This window comes from Rhodanobacter geophilus (genome assembly GCF_040812275.1).
GTDB lineage: Bacteria > Pseudomonadota > Gammaproteobacteria > Xanthomonadales > Rhodanobacteraceae > Rhodanobacter_A > Rhodanobacter_A geophilus.
The window spans coordinates 154,842-174,133 of sequence record NZ_JBFOHL010000009.1 but is presented as its reverse complement, the minus strand read 5'-3'; the positions used below and the strand labels follow the sequence as shown (position 1 = coordinate 174,133).

The 19,292-nt window shown below is 69.4% G+C and carries 18 protein-coding genes, 1 tRNA gene and 1 other RNA gene; 15 read left to right on the top strand and 5 right to left on the bottom strand.

From position 1 onward, the window contains the following. The first annotated feature begins 66 nt into the window (after positions 1-66). The 6 genes from hisS to ABQJ56_RS11475 all read left to right on the top strand — a co-directional run bounded on the left by hisS (position 67) and on the right by ABQJ56_RS11475 (position 7,764). On the top strand, positions 67-1,440 hold the full coding sequence (gene hisS, locus ABQJ56_RS11500) for a histidine--tRNA ligase (protein WP_367845151.1): 1,374 nt from the start codon (positions 67-69) through the stop codon (positions 1,438-1,440). 157 nt (positions 1,441-1,597) lie between these two features. After that, entirely contained in the window at positions 1,598-1,894 is a 297-nt protein-coding gene (locus ABQJ56_RS11495) for a GIY-YIG nuclease family protein (RefSeq protein ID WP_367845150.1), read from the top strand. Positions 1,895-1,959: 65 nt separating this feature from the next. Continuing rightward, a complete protein-coding gene (locus ABQJ56_RS11490) occupies positions 1,960-3,861 on the top strand; it encodes an HAL/PAL/TAL family ammonia-lyase (protein ID WP_367845149.1) in 1,902 nt (633 codons plus the stop codon). 15 nt (positions 3,862-3,876) lie between these two features. Next, positions 3,877-4,275: a DUF6165 family protein gene (locus ABQJ56_RS11485; protein ID WP_367845148.1), complete on the top strand. Its 399-nt coding sequence runs from the start codon at positions 3,877-3,879 to the stop codon at positions 4,273-4,275. 284 nt (positions 4,276-4,559) lie between these two features. Continuing rightward, entirely contained in the window at positions 4,560-6,992 is a 2,433-nt protein-coding gene (locus tag ABQJ56_RS11480; protein ID WP_367845147.1) for a GH92 family glycosyl hydrolase, read from the top strand. 28 nt (positions 6,993-7,020) lie between these two features. Beyond that, a complete protein-coding gene (locus ABQJ56_RS11475) occupies positions 7,021-7,764 on the top strand; it encodes a 3-keto-disaccharide hydrolase (RefSeq protein WP_367845146.1) in 744 nt (247 codons plus the stop codon). A gap of 15 nt (positions 7,765-7,779) precedes the next feature. On the opposite strand, the gene ABQJ56_RS11470 is transcribed toward ABQJ56_RS11475, so the two are convergent. Continuing rightward, positions 7,780-8,823: a glycosyltransferase family 9 protein gene (locus tag ABQJ56_RS11470; RefSeq protein WP_367845145.1), complete on the bottom strand. Its 1,044-nt coding sequence runs from the start codon at positions 8,821-8,823 to the stop codon at positions 7,780-7,782. Between the two features lie 169 nt (positions 8,824-8,992). Here ABQJ56_RS11470 and ABQJ56_RS11465 point away from each other — a divergent pair, with 169 nt between their 5' ends. The 9 genes from ABQJ56_RS11465 (at position 8,993) to ABQJ56_RS11425 (ending at position 14,698) form a co-directional block, all read left to right on the top strand. Continuing rightward, entirely contained in the window at positions 8,993-9,718 is a 726-nt protein-coding gene (locus ABQJ56_RS11465) for a 3-deoxy-D-manno-octulosonic acid kinase (protein ID WP_367845144.1), read from the top strand. Further along, positions 9,715-10,476: an MBL fold metallo-hydrolase gene (locus tag ABQJ56_RS11460; protein WP_367845143.1), complete on the top strand. Its 762-nt coding sequence runs from the start codon at positions 9,715-9,717 to the stop codon at positions 10,474-10,476. Before ABQJ56_RS11465 ends, ABQJ56_RS11460 begins: the two co-directional genes overlap by 4 nt. A 285-nt stretch (positions 10,477-10,761) precedes the next feature. Then, a tRNA-Ser gene (locus ABQJ56_RS11455) sits at positions 10,762-10,854 on the top strand. A gap of 239 nt (positions 10,855-11,093) precedes the next feature. Further along, positions 11,094-11,190: signal recognition particle sRNA small type (ffs, locus tag ABQJ56_RS11450), an RNA gene on the top strand. A gap of 104 nt (positions 11,191-11,294) precedes the next feature. Beyond that, positions 11,295-12,977 carry a DNA polymerase III subunit gamma/tau gene (gene dnaX, locus ABQJ56_RS11445; RefSeq protein ID WP_367845142.1) on the top strand — a complete coding sequence of 561 codons (1,683 nt, stop codon included), beginning with the start codon at positions 11,295-11,297 and terminating at the stop codon, positions 12,975-12,977. Between the two features lie 12 nt (positions 12,978-12,989). Then, positions 12,990-13,313, top strand: coding sequence for a YbaB/EbfC family nucleoid-associated protein (locus tag ABQJ56_RS11440; RefSeq protein WP_367845141.1), 324 nt, complete (start codon positions 12,990-12,992; stop codon positions 13,311-13,313). Positions 13,314-13,320: 7 nt separating this feature from the next. Further along, entirely contained in the window at positions 13,321-13,920 is a 600-nt protein-coding gene (gene recR, locus ABQJ56_RS11435) for a recombination mediator RecR (protein ID WP_367845140.1), read from the top strand. Continuing rightward, complete coding sequence (locus ABQJ56_RS11430) at positions 13,889-14,332, top strand: GNAT family N-acetyltransferase (RefSeq protein WP_367845139.1); 444 nt, start codon at positions 13,889-13,891, stop codon at positions 14,330-14,332. The genes recR and ABQJ56_RS11430 overlap by 32 nt, the downstream gene beginning before the upstream one ends. Before the next feature lie 21 nt (positions 14,333-14,353). Next, complete coding sequence (locus tag ABQJ56_RS11425; RefSeq protein ID WP_367845138.1) at positions 14,354-14,698, top strand: histidine triad nucleotide-binding protein; 345 nt, start codon at positions 14,354-14,356, stop codon at positions 14,696-14,698. A 69-nt stretch (positions 14,699-14,767) separates the two neighbouring features. Here the strand turns inward: ABQJ56_RS11425 and ABQJ56_RS11420 are convergent, their stop codons facing one another. The 4 genes from ABQJ56_RS11420 to ABQJ56_RS11405 are packed head-to-tail and all read right to left on the bottom strand — an operon-like array spanning position 14,768 to position 19,249. Next, on the bottom strand, positions 14,768-15,352 hold the full coding sequence (locus ABQJ56_RS11420; RefSeq protein WP_367845137.1) for a Slp family lipoprotein: 585 nt from the start codon (positions 15,350-15,352) through the stop codon (positions 14,768-14,770). 47 nt (positions 15,353-15,399) lie between these two features. After that, a complete protein-coding gene (locus ABQJ56_RS11415; protein WP_367845136.1) occupies positions 15,400-17,355 on the bottom strand; it encodes a transglutaminase TgpA family protein in 1,956 nt (651 codons plus the stop codon). Beyond that, positions 17,352-18,302: a DUF58 domain-containing protein gene (locus ABQJ56_RS11410; RefSeq protein WP_367845135.1), complete on the bottom strand. Its 951-nt coding sequence runs from the start codon at positions 18,300-18,302 to the stop codon at positions 17,352-17,354. Before ABQJ56_RS11410 ends, ABQJ56_RS11415 begins: the two co-directional genes overlap by 4 nt. Continuing rightward, positions 18,302-19,249: an AAA family ATPase gene (locus ABQJ56_RS11405; RefSeq protein WP_367845134.1), complete on the bottom strand. Its 948-nt coding sequence runs from the start codon at positions 19,247-19,249 to the stop codon at positions 18,302-18,304. Before ABQJ56_RS11405 ends, ABQJ56_RS11410 begins: the two co-directional genes overlap by 1 nt. Positions 19,250-19,292 lie beyond the last annotated feature (43 nt).

Here is a 19,292-nt window from a genome sequence, read left to right as displayed (position 1 = left end):
GAGGCCATCTGTTAATCTTGGCGGCTGTCGCCGCGCGGCGATTCCATCCCCGTCACAGAGGTTTCCATGGCGCTTACCCCGGCCCGCACCATGCCCGGCGTGCTCGAGCTGCTGCCGCTCGACCAGATTGCATTCCAGCGCATGCTCGACACGATCCGCCGCAACTACGAGCGCTTCGGTTTCCTGCCGGTGGAGACACCGGTGATCGAGTACGCCGACGTGCTGCTGACCAAGACCGGCGGCGAGACCGAGCGGCAGGTGTATTTCGTGCAATCCACCGGCGCGCTTGAGCAGGGCGAGAAGCCGGACCTCGCGCTGCGCTTCGACCTTACCGTGCCGCTGGCGCGCTACGTGGCCGAGCACGAGCGCGAGCTGAGCTTCCCGTTCCGCCGCTACCAGATGCAGAAGGTGTACCGCGGCGAGCGCGCCCAGCGCGGCCGTTTCCGCGAGTTCTACCAGTGCGACATCGACGTGATCGGCAAGGACAGCCTGTCGATCCGATACGACGCCGAACTGCCGGCGGTGATCTACAGCGTGTTCCGCGAACTGGCGATCGGCCCGTTCACCATCCAGCTCAACCACCGCAAGCTGATGCGCGGCTATTTCGAAAGCCTGGGCGTGGCCGATCCCGAGCAGCAGATGCTGGTGCTGCGCGAGGTGGACAAGCTGGACAAGCGTGGTGCCGACTACGTGCGCGACACGCTCACCGGGGAAGCGTTCGGCCTCCCGGCGGACGTGGCGACGAAGATCCTCGCCTTCGTGCAGGTGCGCTCCACCTCGCTGCAGGACGCCTTCGACAAGCTCGATGCGCTGGGCGCCGGCCCCGAGGCGCTGGAGCAGGGCCGCGCGGAACTCAAGGAAGTGCTGGGGCTGATCCGCGACTTCGGCGTGCCGGAGACGCATTACGCGCTGAACCTCTCCATCGCGCGCGGCCTCGATTACTACACCGGCATCGTCTACGAGACCACGCTCAACGAACACCCGCAGATCGGCTCGATCTGCTCGGGTGGCCGCTACGAGAACCTCGCCGGCCAGTACACCAGGTCGCACCTGCCCGGCGTGGGCATCTCGATCGGCCTCAGCCGCCTGTACTGGCAGCTGCGCGAGGCCGGCCTGGTGCATACCGCGCAAAGCACGGTGGACGTGCTGGTGACCCAGATGGACGAGGCGCAACTGCCGGCCTACCTCGCGCTGGCCGGCGAGCTGCGCGCCGCCGGCATCGCCACCGAGGTGGTGCTGGAGGGCGGCAAGCTGGGCAAGCAGTTCAAGTATGCCGACCGCGCCGGCATCCGCTTCGCCGTGGTGCTGGGCGAGGACGAACTGGCCAAGGGCGTGGTCACGGTGAAGGACCTGCGTCGCGGCGACCAGTTCGAGGTGGCACGCACCGAACTGGTCAAGACGCTGCGGGTGGAGCTGGAGCAGGCGGCGGCGATGGGCTGAGGCAGGTGTGGATTGGATGACGCCAAGGATCAGATATACCGCGGCGTCATGCCCGCGCAAGCGGGCATCCATCTTCGCTTGCGGCAAAGGAAATGGATTCCCGCTTGCGCGGGAATGACGTCAGGGGCCGAAGGGGGCGTGCGACACGGAGGCATGGATGACTTCGAAGCAACCCGCTGTCTACATCATGGCCAGTGGCGAGCGGGCCACCTTGTACGTCGGCGTGACAGGAAATCTGCGGTTGCGCGCATGGGAACATCGTGAGGGTTTGGTCGAGGGCTTTACCAAACGCTATGGCGTGAAGCGATTGGTCTGGTTTGAGTACAGGCCCGATTTTCCTTCGGCTATCGAGCGCGAGAAGCAACTGAAAAAGTGGAATCGGGCATGGAAGCTGGAGTTGATCGAGACGACCAACCCGGAATGGCGAGACCTTTGGGAAGATCTGCTGGATTGAAAGATGGATTCCCGCGTTCGCGGGAATGACGACATTGTTGGGCGCGTATGCCTGTTGGAGCATTTGTGAGCGAAGCCATTCTTCTCGACGGCAGCAGCCTGACCCGGGCGCAGCTGGTGGCGGTGGCCCGTGGCGGCGCCGAGGTGGCATTGGATGCGAAGCAACTGGGACGCGTGCAGCGCGCGGCCGATTTCCTCGCCGACAAGGTCAACTGCGGCGAGCCCACCTACGGCGTCACCACCGGTTTCGGCAGCAATGCCGACAAGCTGCTGGGTGCGCACCGCGTGCGCGACGAACTGCCGGGCAGCCGCACGGAGGTGCCGGAAGGCACGCTGCTGGAAGAGCTGCAGCACAACCTGATCACCACCCACGCCGTGTGTGTTGGCAAGCCGTTCGGCGTCGACGTGGTGCGCGCGATGCTGGTCATCCGCATCAATACCCTGATGCGTGGTCATTCGGGCATCCGCGTGTCCACGCTGGAAGCGCTCACCGCGATGCTCAACGCCGGCGTGGTGCCGGTGGTGCCGGAGAAGGGTTCGGTGGGCGCCAGCGGCGACCTCGCGCCGCTCTCGCATCTGGCCATCGTGCTGCTGGGCGGTGGCGAGGCGTTCTACGACGGCGAGCGCCTGCCGGGCGGCGAGGCGCTGAAGCGCGCGGGCCTTGTGCCGGTGCGCCTGTCGTTCAAGGAGGGCCTCGCGCTCAACAACGGCACCGCGCAGATGCTGGCCACCGGCACGCTGGCGCTGCACGATCTGGAACGCCTGCTCGACGCCGCCGACCTTGCCGCCTCGATGACGCTGGACGCCTTCGCCGGCCGCAGCGGCGCGCTGCGGCCCGAGGTGCACGAGCTGCGCCCGCATCCGGGGCAAGTCGCGGCGGCCGCGCATGTGCGCGAACTGCTGCAGGGTTCCACCCTGCTCGACATTCCCTATCACCTCGTGCCGCGTTTCAAGCCGTGGACGGTCGAGGCGTGGAGCGAACCGGACGACCAGGCGCTCAGCTTCGACATCGGCTGGGACTGGGTGCCGGCCAACCAGCGCCACGGACGCGAGGCGTTCTACGCGCGCTTCCTGCCGTTCAAGGGCGGCAAGAAGCACCAGCCGCAGGACGCCTATTGCCTGCGCTGCATGCCGCAGGTGCATGGCGCGGTGCGCGACGCCTGGGCACAGGCCTGCCGCGTGTTCGACATCGAGCTGAACGCGGTCACCGACAACCCGCTGATCTTCCCCGACGCCGAAGGCGCGCGCTTCATCGAGGAGCAGGTGATCTCCGCCGGCCACTTCCACGGCATGCCGCTGGCGCTGGCGATGAGCTACGTGAAGGCGGCGATCCCGGTGCTGGCCTCGATCTCCGAGCGCCGCCTCAACAAGCTGGTCGACCCGGCCACCAACGACGGCCTGCCGGCCTTCCTCAGCGGCAACGAGGACGGCACCGACTCCGGCTTCATGATCGTGCAGTACACCGCCGCGGCGCTGGTCAACGACCTCGCCACGCGCGCGCACCCGGCCAGCGTGTACTCGGTGCCGACCAGCGCGAACGCCGAGGACCATGTCTCGATGGGCGCCAACGAGGCGCGCCACGTGATGGAGATGATGGAAGACCTCGGCCACGTCATCGCGCTGGAGCTGTACACCGCCGCGCAGGCGCTGGACTACCGCCAGGAAATGCTCAACGCCGCGCGCCGCCTCGCGCAGCGCGGCGGTTGGCAGGCGCTGGCGGCGAAGGTGTCCAACGCGCCGCGCGAAGGCCAGCCCCACCACGAGCAGTTCGTCGCCGAGGCGCGCCAGCTTGCGGATGCGCTGGCCGCCAGCAGCGATTTCCACGCCGGCGCCGACGTGCGCCGCGCCCACGCCACGCTGCGCCGGCACATCGATTTCCTGCACCGCGACCGCGCGCTGGACGGCGACGTGCGTACCGTCTGCGAACTCGTGCGCAACGGCGCCTTCCATCCCGCGCATGCGGCCTGACCCCAGGAGCGAACCATGAGCCTGATCCAGACCCCGGTGTCCTACGGCGAGCTGATCGACAAGATCACCATCCTCGAAATCAAGTCGCAGCGCATCGGCGATCCCGCCAAGCTGGCCAACGTGCGTACCGAGCTCGACCTGCTCAACGCCACGTGGGCCGCGCACCCGGCCTCGAAGACCGACATCCGCGACGAGCGCGCGCGCCTGCTTGCGGTGAACGAGGCGCTGTGGGTGATCGAGGACGACATCCGCCTCAAGGAAAAGGCGCAGGCCTTCGATGCCGAATTCATCGAGCTGGCCCGCTCGGTGTACTTCCGCAACGACGAACGCGCCGCGGTGAAGCGCGAGATCAACGTGAAGCTCGGCTCGCAGCTGGTCGAGGAAAAGTCCTACCAGGATTACCGCGCCGTCTGATGCAGGATTGCCTCGCCCTGCGGAAGAGGGGCGGGCCGGCAGGCGGGTGAGGGCCCGGATGGAATGCGGCGCCGAGCTTCCGCCGGCTTGACGGATTGGCTTTTGCGGCGCAACACGATTGCGGCTGGCACGGGGTGCCTGGACTCGGTGAGCCTAGGCCTCTGTTTGCCTGGGCGCCTGCGATGTTGCTGTGCAACTCGATTCATGCCGCGGTTTGGGCTAGATTTCCCTCTTCGATTTGGATCGATCCAAATCATGCGCCACTCCGAGGGGAACACCTGCTCATGCGCCAGCGGAACTGGAACAGCGTCCGACCGAAGGTCTTCTCCCGCACCTGCCTGCTCGTGTCGGGCAGCCTGCTGGTCCTGGCCTCGGCATGTGCGACGGCGACGGATGCATCGCCGGCCGCTGCGGTCAATCCCCTGATCGGCAGCAGCAACGGCGGCAACACCTATCCCGGCGCCGTCCTGCCGTTCGGCATGCTGCAGTGGAGCCCGGAGAACACGCGCGGGCACCACGTACGCACCGCCTCGCCCAGCGGCTACCAGTACGACGCGCGGCGCATCCGCGGCTTCAGCCTCACCCATTTGTCGGGCGCGGGCTGCGCGGGGGCGAGCGGCGACATCCCGGTGATGCCGCTCACCGCGCCGGTCACGACTTCGCCTTCGGCGGACACCGGCGACACGCGCTACGCCGTCGACTTCCGCCACGCCGACGAGCGGGCGACGCCGGGCGACTACCAGCTGGCGCTGGCCAACGGCGTGCAGGTGGAACTGGCGGCGGCGATGCACAGCGGCATCGCGAGCTTCGCCTTTCCCGCGGGCAGGCCGGCGAACCTGCTGCTGCGCAGCTCGGATTCGGAAGTGGGCAGCAGCGCGGCCACGGCGCGGATCGACCCGGCGCAGCGCACGATCAGCGGCTCGGTCACCAGCGGCAACTTCTGCGGCTACCTGGCCAAGGCCGACCAGCGCAGCTACTACACGCTGTATTTCGTGGCGCGCTTCGACCGGCCGTTCACCGCCACCGGCGCCTGGCGCGATGCGGCGGTGCACGCCGGCGCCACCGTGGCGCAGGGCGGCACCGGCTATGACGCCAAGGGCTTCCCGGCCGCGGGCAAGGGCTCGGGCGTATGGGTCTCGTTCGATCCGGCCAAGGGCCCGGTGGGGATGCGCGTGGGCATCTCCTACGTGAGCCTGGCGAACGCGCGCGCCAATCTCGACGCGGAAATCCCGCCGGGCGCCACGCTGGCGCAGCTGCGCGCCAAGGCGCATGACGCCTGGAACCAGGCGCTGGGCCGCATCCAGGTCCACGGCGGCAGCGCCGACCAGCGCACGGTGTTCTACACCGCGCTGTACCACAGCCTGCTGCACCCGAACGTGTTCAGCGACGTCGACGGCGAATACCGCGGCTTCGACGGAAAAGTCCATCGCGTGCAGGGCGGCCAGCAGGCGCAGTACGCCAATTTCTCCGGCTGGGACGTGTACCGCTCGCAGCTGCAGCTGGTGACCTGGCTGTTGCCGAAGGTGGGCAGCGACATCGCGCAGTCGCTCTACCACCAGGCGCAGCAGAACCAGGGCGAGTGGGACCGCTGGACGCACAACGGCGGCGGCACCCACGTGATGAGCGGCGATCCCGCGGTGCCCTCGCTGGCCGCCATCTACGCCTTCGGCGGGCGCGACTTCGACCTGCGCGGCGCCTACGCCTCGCTGGCCCGCGCCGCCACCGTGCCGACCGCACACGACGAATCCGACGCCGGCTGCAACGTGGAATGCGTGGGCGAGCGGCCCTCGCTGGACCAGTGGCTGCAGCTGCACTACATCGCCACGAAGTCGCACGCCTGGGGTGGCGCCGCCGAGACGCTGGAGGACGCCACGGCCGACTTCGCGCTGTCCGAACTCGCCGCCGACGCGGGCGACCGCGCCGGGCAGCGGCGCTTCCTCGCCCGCGCCGGCTACTGGCGCAACCTGTACAACCCGAAGGCCGCGCCGGACGGCGGCTACATCCAGAACCGCAACGCCGACGGCAGCTGGCCGGCCTTCACGCCGTCCACCGACGACGGCTTCGTCGAGGCCAGCGCGGCGGTCTACGTGTGGATGGTGCCGTTCGACCTGCACGGCCTGTTCGATGCGATGGGTGGCTACGACAAGGCGACCGCGCGGCTGGACCGCTTCTTCCACCAGGCCGACGGCCGCTGGGCCTTCACCAACGCCGGGCCGCTGCATGCGGAATTGAACAACGAGCCGTCGGTGGCGACGCCCTGGCTGTACGACTTCGCCGGCCAGCCGTACAAGACCCAGGCGACCGTGCGCGCGGTGGTGAATGCGCTGTGGAAGAACGCGCCCGACGGCATCCCGGGCAACGACGACCTGGGCGAGATGTCATCCTGGTACGTGTGGTCGGCGCTGGGCCTGTACCCGGAGATTCCCGGTCGCGCGGAGCTGGTCGTGGGCAGCCCGCTGTTCGACCATGCCGTGGTTCACCGCGGCGGTGGCGACGTGGTGATCGACGCGCCGGGCGCCAGCGCCGGCACGCCCTATGTGCACGCCCTGCAGGTCGACGGCCAGCCATACGCGCGCCCGTGGCTGCCGGCGGCGTTCGCCACCCGCGGCGGCAAGCTGCGCTTCTCGCTGCAGGCGACGCCGGACCGGGCCTGGGGCAGCGACCTGCACGACGCGCCGCCGTCCTTCCCGCCCGCGGCCGGGCACGCCGGCTCCTGAGCAACGCAACCCCCACCAGGAAACCACGATGTCGACGAAGCAACGCATGCTGATGATGGCCTGGGCCTGCCTGGCCTGCGGGACGGCGAACGCGCAGGCGCCGAATACGCTCACGCCGCAGGAAAAGGCGCAGGGCTGGCAGCTGCTGTTCAACGGCCGCAACCTCGACGGCTGGCATTCCTACCTGCAGAAGGCGCCCGCCAGGGACTGGTCGGTGCACGACGGCGCCATCCAGCTGCAGCGCGGGCGCAGCGGCCGCGGCGAGGATTTCGCCGACCTGGTCAGCGACGGCGAGTACGCCAATTTCGACCTCAAGCTGGAATGGCGGATGACGCCGTGCGCCGACAGCGGGGTGATGTTCTACGTGAACGAGTCGCCGAAGTACGCGCAGCCCTACGAGACCGGCCCGGAGATGCAGATCGCCGACCTCGCCTGCACCAAGCCGGACAGCCGCGTGCTGAACGAGCGCTCGGGCGACCTGTTCGACCTGATTTCCTCGCCGGTGGAGTGGGTCAACCAGGCGCCGCAGTGGAACCGCTTCGAGATCATTGCCGACCACGGCCACCTGCAGTTCTTCCAGAACGGCCACAAGGTGCTCGACACCATGCTGTGGACGGACGATTGGAAGAAGCTGGTCGCCACCACCAAGTTCAAGGCGTGGCCGGACTTCGGCAGCTTCCACAGCGGGCATGTTTCCCTGCAGGGGACGGAGGACAAGGGCGAGACGCCGATCCGGCTGCAGTTCCGCGACATCAAGCTGCGCGAGCTGTAGGCGGCACCCGCGGCGTCAGCCGAGGCCGAGATGGGCGCTGGCGGCCTCGAAGCGCTCGACCACGTCGTCGACCCCGACCAGGTCCATCACGCCGGGGTATTCGATCTTGCTGCCCCAGGCGATCTCGCTGGCCGGCTTGTGCAGGTACTTGCGCGCGGCCGCGTCGTACTTGTCCACGCACCAGCGGCGGTCGGACCAGGGGCCGGAGCGGTCCGGGTTGCTGGCGGCGTGCAGGCCGAGCACCTTGGTGCCGACCGCGTTGGCCATGTGCATCGGGCCGGAGTCGGGCGTCAGCAGCAGTTGCGCGCGGCCGAGCAGGGCCAGCAGTTTCTTCAGCGTGTCCTTGCCGGTGAGGTCGAGCGGCGCCGATTTGCAGGCCGCTCGAACCGAGTCGGCCATCGCGCGCTCGGCGGGCGAGGGGCCGCCCACCAGGGCCACGCGCCAGCCGCGTGCCGCGGCATGATCCATCACGGCCGCGTAGCGCTCCGGCCGCCAGTTGCGCAGCGCATGGCTGGAACTGGGGCTCACCAGCAGGGCGGGCGCACCGCCCGGCAGTTGTTCCGCAGCCCAGGCGTGTGCTTCGTCCGGGACGGGGATGTCCCAGCGCACCTGGGTCTGCTTCAGCCCGAGCGGCTCGCAGAAGCTGCCGATCGCATCCAGCACGTGTTCGCCGGTGCGCGCGGGGATGCGTTCGTTGACGACGAGGCCGTGCAGATCCTTCGCCCGCGCCGCGTCGTAGCCGATGCGCCGCTCCGCCTGGATGCCCAGGCTCAGCAGGTTGGAGCGCAGCGCCACCTGCATCTGCAGCAGCGCGTCGAAGCGGCGGCCGCGCAGCGCTGCCCATACCTCGCGCATGCCGGACCAGCCCGCGGCCTTGTCGAAGGTAACGAAATCCACGCCGGGCAGGTCACCCACCAGCCTGCGCTCCAGCTTGCCCACGACCCAGGTCAGCCGCGTCTGCGGCCATGCCGCCTGCAGCGTGCGCAGCAGCGGCACCACGTGGGTGACATCGCCGATGGCCGAGGTGCGCAGCAGGCAGAGCGAAGCGGGAGGGGACATGTAAAATCGCCAGAAGCGGATGAAGTTCTGATTCTGCCGTCATCCCCGCGAAAGCGGGGATCCAGCGACTTCAGGTCGCGGGTGCGAGGCACTGGGTTCCCGCTTTCGCGGGAATGACGGGCAAGAGCCGGATGTCCAGACCTTTCCCGACAGAGGCGTGCCAGCACCGATGCAAGAGCAACTGCGCGAAGACGCCGATGGCGCGATTCTGTTCGACGCCGAGGCCTCGCCACAAGTCGACACCGACTGGTTCGTGCCGGAACGCTGGCGCGAGCATGGTGCGCTGCGTTCGCAGTCGGGTGGCCGTGGCGGCGTGCAACTGATTGCCACGCCGGCCGGCGAATGCGTGCTGCGGCATTACCACCGCGGCGGCATGGTGGCGAAGCTGATGGGCGACCGTTACCTGTGGCGTGGCGCGGATGCCACGCGCTGCTTCGCCGAATTCCGCCTGCTGGCCGAGATCGTGCGCCTGGGCCTGCCCGGACCGGTGCCGGTGGCCGCGCGCTACCGGCGAGGAGGCCTGTTCTACCGCGCCGACCTGATCACCCGGCGCATCGCGGATGCGCAGACGCTGGCCGAATGCCTCGCCGCCGGACGGCTGGACGCGGAGCTGGCGCGCGAAGTCGGTGCGCTGGTGGCGCGCTTCCATCGTGCCGGCGTCTGGCATGCCGACCTCAACGCCCACAATGTGCTGGTGACATCCCCGGCGCTGCACCTGATCGATTTCGACCGCGGCCGCCTGCGCACGCCGGTCGAAGCCTGGCGGCTGGCCAACCTCGAGCGGCTGCATCGTTCGCTGCTCAAGCTCGGCGCCGCTGCGCAGGGCGAAGCGGCCTTCCGCACGACCGTCTGGACACCTCTCCTCGACGCCTACGAGGCTACCTTCGGCGCATGAACTGGCATCTGCATTTCCTCGGTACGGGCGCGGCGCACGCGGCCCGCGAGCTGGGTTCCTCGGCCGTGGTGCTGGAACGCGACGGCGTGCCGGTGCTGCTGGTCGATTGCGGTCCGGATACGCTGGACCGCTATCTCGATGCCTATGGCGCGCTGCCGCCTGCGCTCTACGTCACCCACACCCACATGGATCACGTGGCGGGACTGGAAGGCCTGTTCATCAAGCTGTGGTTCGACGAGCACCTGCGCGGCACCACGCGGTTGTTCGCACACGCCGCGCTGATCCCGTGGCTGCAGGCGCGCGTGGCCGACTACCCCGGCGTGCTGGCCGAAGGCGGGGTGAATTTCTGGGAGGCGTTCCGGCTGGTGCCGTGCGCGCGCGGTTTCTGGCTCGACGGCCTGTGGTTCGACGTGTTCGCCACTCGCCACCACCGGCCCAACACCTCGTTCGGCCTCGCCTTGCCCGGCAGCTTCGTCTACACCGGCGACACCCGTCCGATTCCCGAGGCGCTGGCGCAGCACGCCGGCGGAGGCGTGCTGGTGGCGCACGATTGCGGCCTGGTCGGCAACCCTTCGCACACCGGCATCGACGACATCGAGCGCGAATACGAGGCGACGCTGCGCAAGCGGCTGTTGCTCTACCACTACGGCAGCGCGAGCGACGGCGCGGTACTGGCCGCACGTGGTTATCGCATCGCCACGACCGGGCAGCGCGTCGCATTGGAAATGCCCCTGCCACCGCATGCGGATGCGGGTTGAACCCCGTCGTCCCTTGTCAGCTGCCGCAGCGGTCGCTATCCTTTCTCCTCTTGACCGTAGCGGTTTGGCCGGCAGGAAGGTTTTGCGTGCGGAGCGGTGCCCGGGTGGTCGATACGGGATGCCCCTCGAATTGCGTATGCGGCTTATCCCGTATCGCGGGTTCGACAAAATTCGTCGTAACGAATTTTGGACAGCCGCAGGCTGGCCCCGAACGAAAGTGAGGGGTGAGGCTCAGGACGAGCCGAACCATCCCGCCCGGCGGTGACGCTGCGGGGAAGTTTTTGCGGAGAGGTGTCCGAGTGGTTGAAGGAGCACGCCTGGAAAGTGTGTATACGGCTTATCCCCGTATCGCGGGTTCGAATCCCGCCCTCTCCGCCAGATGATTGAAAGACGCGACGGCCCGGAAGCTGGCGCAGCAGTATGGAATCACGGAAGAGAGAGGGTGGGTGAGAACCCGCGTGGTTCGACAAATTCGTCGGGAACGAATTTGGACAGCCGCAGGCTGGCCCTTCGCGTAGCGAAGGGTGAGGCCCAGGACGGGCCGAACCATCCCGCCCTCTCCGCCAGTTGATCAAAGCGAGCCACGGCGATGAGCCGTGCAACGTCCATGGTGGCCCCGTCGGTCCCCCCGCGACGATAGTCCGCAAACCCCGCCAGGTCCGGAAGGAAGCAACGGTAGTGGATGATTCGGGTGCCGGGGTGTGGCTGGCGGGGCCGCCGCCATTTCGGGGCAGCCCGCGCCGATCGCGGCTGAAGCCGCGCCTACCGAAACCGGTGTCGACTTGGCACAATCGACCCTCGCCCCAAGGTAGTCAGGCATGTCCTATCAAGTCCTCGCCCGCAAATGGCGCCCGCGCAAGTTCGCCGAACTGGTGGGGCAGGAGCACGTGGTGCGCGCGCTCACCAACGCGCTGGACACCGGGCGCATGCACCACGCCTACCTGTTCACCGGCACGCGCGGCGTGGGCAAGACCACCATCGCGCGCATCTTCGCCAAGTCGCTGAACTGCGAGCGCGGCGAATCGGCCGATCCCTGCGGCGAATGCGCGGTATGCACGGCGGTGGACGAAGGCCGCTTCGTCGACCTGCTGGAGATCGACGCGGCCAGCAACACCGGCGTGGACGACGTGCGCGAGGTGATCGAGAACGCGCAGTACGCGCCTTCGCGCGGCCGCTTCAAGGTGTACCTGGTGGACGAGGTGCACATGCTCTCCAAGCCGGCGTTCAACGCGCTGCTGAAGACGCTGGAAGAGCCGCCGCCGCACGTGAAGTTCCTGCTCGCCACCACCGACCCGCAGAAGCTGCCGGTGACGGTGCTGTCGCGCTGCCTGAAGTTCAACCTGAAGCGCCTGCTGCCCGAGCAGATCGCGGGCCAGATGCGGCACATCCTCGGCGCCGAGAACATCGCCTACGAGGATGCCGCGATCGAGGAGCTGGCGCGCGGCGCCGACGGCTCGCTGCGCGACGGCCTGTCGCTGCTCGACCAGGCCATCGCCTACGGCGGCGGCGAGCTCAAGGCCGACGAGGTGCGCACCATGCTGGGCAGCGTGGCCCGTGGCCAGGTGCTGGGCGTGCTGGCCGCGCTGGCCGACGGCGACGGCACGCGCCTGCTTGCCGAGTGTGCGCAGATCGCCTCGTACTCGCCGGACTTCGGTGGTGTGCTGGACGACCTCGCCGGCGTGCTGCATCGCCTGCAGCTGATCCAGTTGATCCCCGGCTACCGGGCGGGCGACGAATCCGATGGCGAGGCGTTGCACGCGCTGGCCGCGCGCATCGCGCCGGAAGACGTGCAGCTCTACTACCAGATCGCGATCGGTGGCCGCCGCGACCTCGCGCTGGCGCCCGACGCGCGCACCGGCTTCGAGATGGCGCTGCTGCGCATGCTGGCGTTCCGTCCCGTCGACGGCGCGGGGCAGGCGACGGAACGCGCCGCTCCGGCATCCGCGCCTGCACCGCGGCCTGCGCCGTCACCTGCACGCAGCGCCGCGGCCGCCGCGCCACCGGCCGCGCCCGCCTATCGCAACGCGTCGGCCGCCCCCGCACCCGCGGTGCGCGAGACGGTCGCCCCGACCACATCCACATCCGTGTCGCCGCGTGATGCCAGCGGCCTGCCGCCATGGGAGAGCCTGATCGAGCAGGCTGGCCTGCGCGGCCCGTTCAGCGTGCTGGCGCAGAACGCGGTGTTGCGCGAGCGCGACGGCAACACCCTGGTGCTGGCGCTGCAGCCGGCGCACATGGGCATGGCGGTGGAGCCGATGGTCAGCCAGATGGAGGAGCGCATCAGCCAGGCGCTGGGCGAGCGCATCCGTTTGCGTTTCGTCGACATCGACAAGACGGCCGTTACCGCCACCCCTGCCGCGCGTGCCACGCAGGCGCGCAACGCGGCTCAGGCGGCCGCCGAGCAGTCGATCGAGGACGATCCCTTCGTGCAATCCATGAAACGCGATTTCGGCGCCCGCGTGGTGCCGCAGTCGGTGAAACCCCTAGACAACCCGCAGTAACGGAGCAAGGCCATGAGAGGTCAGATCGGCCAGCTGATGCAGCAGGCCCAGCGCATGCAGGAAGACATGAAGCGTGCGCAGGAGGAGATCGCGAAGCTGGAAGTCACCGGCAGCGCCGGCGGCGGCCTGGTGAGCGTGACCATGAGCGGCGCGCATGAGGTGCGCAAGGTGGTCATCGACCGCCAGACCTTCGCCGACGATCCGGAGATGGCCGAGGATCTGGTCGCCGCCGCGATCAACGACGCGGTGAACAAGGTGGCCCAGGCCAGCCGCGACAGGATGGGCGGCGTCACCGCCGGCATGAGCCTGCCGCCGGGCTTCAAGATGCCGTTCTGAGAGGACGATGTCTTCCTCTCCACTCCTGTCCGGCCTCATCGAAGCGCTGCGCTGCCTGCCCGGCGTGGGCGGCAAGAGCGCGCAGCGGATGGCGTTCCATCTGCTGGAGCGCGACCGCGAGCGTGGCCTGAAACTGGCCGACGCGCTGCGTGAGGCGATGCAACACATCGGGCACTGCCAGCGCTGCCGCAATTTCAGCGAGGAAGCCTTGTGCGCGATCTGCGCCGGCAACAGCCGCGACCGCCAGCTGCTGTGCGTGGTGGAGTCGCCGGTGGAGCTGGCCGCGATCGAGCAGGCCACCGGCTACCGTGGCCAGTACTTCGTGCTGCACGGCCGGCTGTCGCCGCTGGACGGGCTGGGGCCGGATGAGCTGGGCCTGCCGCAGCTTGCGCAGCGACTGGGCGAGGGCGAGGTGGAGGAACTCATCATCGCCACCAACCCCACCGTGGAAGGCGAGGCCACCGCGCACTACCTGGCGCAGCTGGCGCGCGCCGGCGGCATCAGGCCGACCCGGCTGGCGCATGGCGTGCCGCTGGGCGGCGAACTGGAATTCGTTGACCGCGGCACGCTGGCGCATGCGTTCGGCGGCCGCCAGCTGCTGGACTGAAGCCGTGCAGCCGACGCTCGCCCTGGAGATCCCCGGCAACGATGAATACCGTGCGCTGCGCACGGCGGCGGGCCTGAGCCTGATGACCGCGGAGGGCGCGGCGATCGGTCTTGCGGCGAGCTGGAGTTCGGTGTGTGTGCGCCACGCGGGTGAACTGATCGGCATGGGGCGCGTGGTGGGTGACGGCGGCCTGTTCCTGTTCGTGGTCGACATCGCGGTGACACCCGCATGGCAGGGCAAGGGCTTCGGCCGGCGCATCATGCAGGCGTTGATGGACGACATCCGCGCCCGTGCGCCGTCGCGCGCCATGATCGGGCTCATCGCCGACGGCACGGCGCACGAGCTCTATGCGAAGTTCGGTTTCCGGCACGTGGCGCCGGGTGCGCACGGTATGCTGTTGCGCCTGTCATGAGGACATGGGAAGGAGTCAGGCATGGGCGACACCATCTTCGACAAGATCATCCGGCGCGAGATCCCGGCCGACATCGTCTACGAGGACGACGAGCTGCTGGCCTTCCGCGACGTGAACCCGCAGGCGCCGGTGCACGTGCTGTTCATCCCGAAGCAAGCGGTCGCCACCTTGAACGACGCCACGGCGGCCGATGCGTCGCTGCTGGGCAAGCTGCTGCTGGCTTGCGCGGACTACGCGAAACGTGAGGGCTTCGCCGAGCAGGGCTACCGCACGGTAGTCAACTGCAACGAGGACGGCGGCCAGACCGTGTTCCACCTGCATGTGCACCTGCTGGCCGGGCGGCGCCTGCACTGGCCGCCGGGCTGATTTGCCGCCATGCCGCGAAACGAAAGACGCCGGCCATTGGCCGGCGTCTTCGTACGGGCGCTGCCCTGCCTACTTCTTCGGCGGCGGTGGCGCGGGGCGTACCACGATCACGCGCGGCCCGCGCCAGTACGGATAACCGTAGCCGTAGCCCCACGGACCCCACGGACCCCAGAACGGGTCATAGAAGCCGGGCGGGTAGGGTGTTTCCACGTACACCGGGCGCTTCGGCCACAGATAGACCACGTCGGCTTCCACGCGCGGGTAGGGGTAGTCGTAGTCGCCCACCTTCTGCGTCACCGTGCCATGGATGGTGCCGGTCACGGTCAGCTCGCGGCCGCGGGTGAACACCTCCGGATCGTAGAAGCCGCTGTGGCAGGCCACGAAGCGGCCCTGGTCGCCGCCCGCACGGCTCAGTTCAGGCCGCGCCTGGCTGTCCAGCGGGCGCGCCAGGATGTAGAAGCAGGTCTGCTGCGGGCCCGGCTCGGTCTTGATGATCTCGCCGCCCCAGCGCACCTGGGTGCCACCGGCGCCACCCTGCTGGGCGGCGGCACTGGAGACGTTGGTGTAGTTGCCTTGCAGCGGTTGCGGAATGGTCGCGCAACCGCCCAGCAGGGCGATGGCCGCGATCAGCGTGAGGGGACGGTAGAGGGACATGGCGGTTTCTCCATCATGGACGATTGTGTGCGCAACCCTATCAACGCTTATTTGACCATGCGGACGACAGGAAAATCCCGCACCGCACGTCGCAGCGCGCGCAGGGATTCCGTCGTCGGCTCGGGGCGGGCATAGCGCAGCTCGAGATAGTGGTGCATCAGTTCGATCAGCCTGTCGTGTTGCGCGGGCAACGCGCGGGCGGCGCGTTGCAGGTAATCCCGCGGTCCCTCGCCGGCTTGCCGTATCACACCCAGTCGCGCCAGCTTGCGTTCCAGCCGGTGCAGCGCGGCAACCGCGGCGTCTTCCGGTTCGCGCCGCCGCCACACCCACGCCAGCCCGGCGCCCATGCACAGCACGCAGGCCATGGCCAGCAGCAGCGCCAGCGTGGAAGTGTCTGTCTCGCGGATGCCGAACGGCTGCAGCAGTCCGCGCTGGCGCAGCGCGTCGAAGCCATTAACGCTCAGGTTCCACCAGCGGTTGACGATGTCCCAGTGGTTGCGCAGCGACTGCAGCCAGCCGTCCTGGTACCACGGCAACTGGCCGGGTGCCGCGGCGGCGGCGCCGAGGCTGATGCGCTGCGGGCGCACGGCGGCGGTGGGATCGATCCGCACCCAGCCGCGGCCGGCCAGCCAGACCTCGCTCCAGGCATGCGCGTCGGAATTGCGCACCAGCAGGTAGCGGCCCATCGCGTTCCAGTAGCCGCCCTGGTAGCCGGTGACCACGCGGGCGGGGATGCCGGCGGCGCGCATCAGCACGGTGAAGGCGGACGAGTAGTGCTCGCAGAAACCTTCGCGGGTGTCGAACAGGAAATCGTCCATCGCGTCGCGGCCCAGCGGCGCGGGCGCCAGCGTGTAGCGGAAGCCGCCGTCGTGGAACAGCGCAAGCGCAGCCTGCACGATGGCGGCATCGTCACTGCCGTAACGCGCCCGCCATGAGCGCCCCAGCGCCAGGGTGCGCGGGTTGTAGCCGGCGGGCAGCTGCAGCCAGCGGGCGTGGTAACGGCCGAGCTGCGGTTCCAGCCGGTAGCGGGTGGCGGATTCCAGCGTGTAGTCGCGCAGGCTGTCCACCGGCCGGTCGGCGATCACCTCATGGTCGCGGCGCAGGCTGGCGCCGGCCGGCGCGGCCAGCGGCACGTCCAGCGTGGGCAGCACGCGTTGCCGGGTCGGTTCCAGGCTGATGCGATAGCGGATGGTGCGCGAGGCTTCGACCGGCACCGGCGGCTGGTTGGCCACGTCGCGGTAGGTCCAGCTGATGCCGTCGTAATGGCTCATCACGAAGGCGCGGAAATAACGCTGGTCGGGCGGCGGTGGCGAACCGTCGAAGCTCACCCGCAGCGCGGGGCTGTCGTCGACCAGCAGCCGGGTGAAGCCGGACGGCGTCATGCGATCGCTGAGGCCGGTGCGTTGCTCGCTGGCGTTCGGCGCTCCCCACAGCGGCGAGTTCAGCCGCGGCAGCAGCAGGAAGGCGAACAGAGCCAATGGCAGCGCGGCGGCAAGCAGGCCCAGCCCGGGCAGCAGTTCGCGCCACAGCGCAGGCGGCGCTTGCCGTCCCGGTTCCAGCGTGCGCAACACGGCCAGCGGCGGCAGCAGGCCCAGCGCCACCGTGGTGGTGGCGACGAGGCTCTGGTCGAACAGCAGCGCGGCCATCAGGGTGAAGCAGGCGAAGCTCATGCCCACGCGGGCGTCGCGCACGGTCTCGGTTTCCAGCAGCTTCAGCACCAGCAGGCCCACCGCCAGCGCGGCGCCGGGCTCCTGGCCGAACAGGTTGCCGTACCAGCTCACGATGGCCAGCAGGAGTGCCGCAAGCAGCGGCAACTTCAGCCAGGCCGGCGTGCGTGCCTGCCGCCGGCGGCGCAGCCACCAGCGCAGGCACAGGATCGGCGCCAGCGCGGCGCTCAGCCACCATGGCAGGTGCGGCGCGTGCAGTGCCAGCACGGCGGCCAGACCGAGCGCGGCCAGGTCGAAGCTGCGCGCCGCCAGCGGTGTGGTGGCCGGGCTCGTCACGGCAGCACCGCCAGCGCACTCATGCAGTGCGCGTAGTGGGCCGGGCCGCTGTCGACGTCGATGCGCTCGTTCGGCAGCTGCAGGCTGTAGCGCCGCCCCTGCGCCTCCGCCTCGCCCAGCCAGCGCGCCAGCCGGGCGATGCGCGCCTCGTGGTCCAGCGCGCGCAGTGCCTGCCAGTCCAGGCGCCAGGTCTCGCGCGGCTCGGGGCGGTCGAAGTCCTTCACCAGCAGGTCGTGGTGGCGTGCGCTGGCCTTCCACGCGATGTGCCTGGGCGCATCGCCGCGGCGATAGTCGCGCAAGCCGGCCAGTTCCTCGCCCGCTTGCGGACGCAGGCGCTCGCGCGCATCGGCCGGCAACATCGGCGGCGGACCGGCGATTTCCGGCCGTGGCCACACCAGCACGGATTGCCGGGGATGCAGCCAGCTCCACGCGCGGAACAGGCCCAGCGGCCAGGTGTTCCACAGCTTCAGCCGCGGCAAGGCCTGCCAGCCGCGCCGGGTGGTGGCCAGCCGCAGCCGCAGTTCCGTGGTGCCCTTCACCGCGAAGGCCAGCGACTCGCCCCCGCAGTCGAGGCGCACGGATTCGCGCGGGCGTCGTGCCGCGAAATCCAGCACCAGTTCCAGCGGGTCGCCAGCGATGGCATGGCCGGCGCGGATGCCGCGCAAGGACAGGCCATCCAGCGTGCGGAACGCGAGCAGCATGCTCGCCGCGCTGGCGGCGCCGAGCATGCAGGTCAACAGCAGCGCCGCGTTGTTGGCGTAGTTCAGCGCGCCCACCAGCATGACCAGCAACAGCATGCCGAAGCCGAGCCCGAACGCGGTGGGCACGATGTAGATGCGGCGCCGGCCCAGTTCGATCGGCAGCGGTTCGGGTTGGCGCAGGCGGGTGAGCGCGGGCAGACGGCGTTCGGCGAACTGGTTGAGCCGGCGCAGCAGGGCGGCGCGCATCAGTCCACCGCCACCTCGGCGAGCAGCTCGCGCGCCAGCGCCTCGCCACCGATGCCGCGCGCGGCCACCAGCCGGTGTGCGGCCAGCGGCACGAACAGCGCCTGCAGGTCTTCCGGCAGCACGTAGCCGCGGCCGTCCAGCAGCGCCCAGGCGCGTGCCGCGGCGAGCAGCGACAGCCCGGCACGTGGCGACAATCCCGTGCGGATCTCGGCATGGCGCCGGCTGGCGCCGAGCAGCGCCTGCAGGTAGTCGAGCAGGGCGGGGCTGGCGGTGATCGCCTGTGCCTGCCGGCGCAGCGCGAGCAGGGCGGCACCGTCCAGCTGCGGCTTCAACCCGGCCAGCAGGTCCTGGCGGTCGACGCCGGTGAGCAGTTCGCGTTCGGCGGCGGGATCGGGATAGTCCAGCGACAGCCGCAGCATGAAGCGGTCGAGCTGCGAATCGGGCAGCGGGAACGTGCCGGCGAGATCCAGCGGGTTCTGCGTGGCCACCACAAAGAATGGCTGCGGCAGCGCATGGGTCTGGCCATCCACGGTGACCTGGCCCTCGGCCATCGCCTCCAGCAGGGCGCTCTGCGTCTTCGGCGTGGCGCGGTTGATCTCGTCGGCCAGCAGCAGACCGCCGAAGATCGGGCCGGGATGGAAACGGAACTGGCCGGTCTCGCGCTCGTACACGCTCACGCCGAGGATGTCGGAAGGCAGCAGGTCGCTGGTGAACTGCACGCGCTGGAACTCCAGCGCAAAGCTGGCGGCCAGCGCGTGCGCCAGCGTGGTCTTGCCCACGCCGGGCACGTCTTCCAGCAGCAGGTGGCCGCCGGCGACCAGGCAGGCCAGCCCCAGTTTCACCTGTCGTGCCTTGCCCAGCACCACGCGATTGAGCTGGGCCTCGGCGGCGGCGAGGCGTTGGCGCAGTTCGTCGGCGGGCGGTGTGGCGGGCAGGGGCTGGCTCATCGATCGGGCTCGCGGAGTGCGTGGGTGGGAAGCGGTTCGGCAG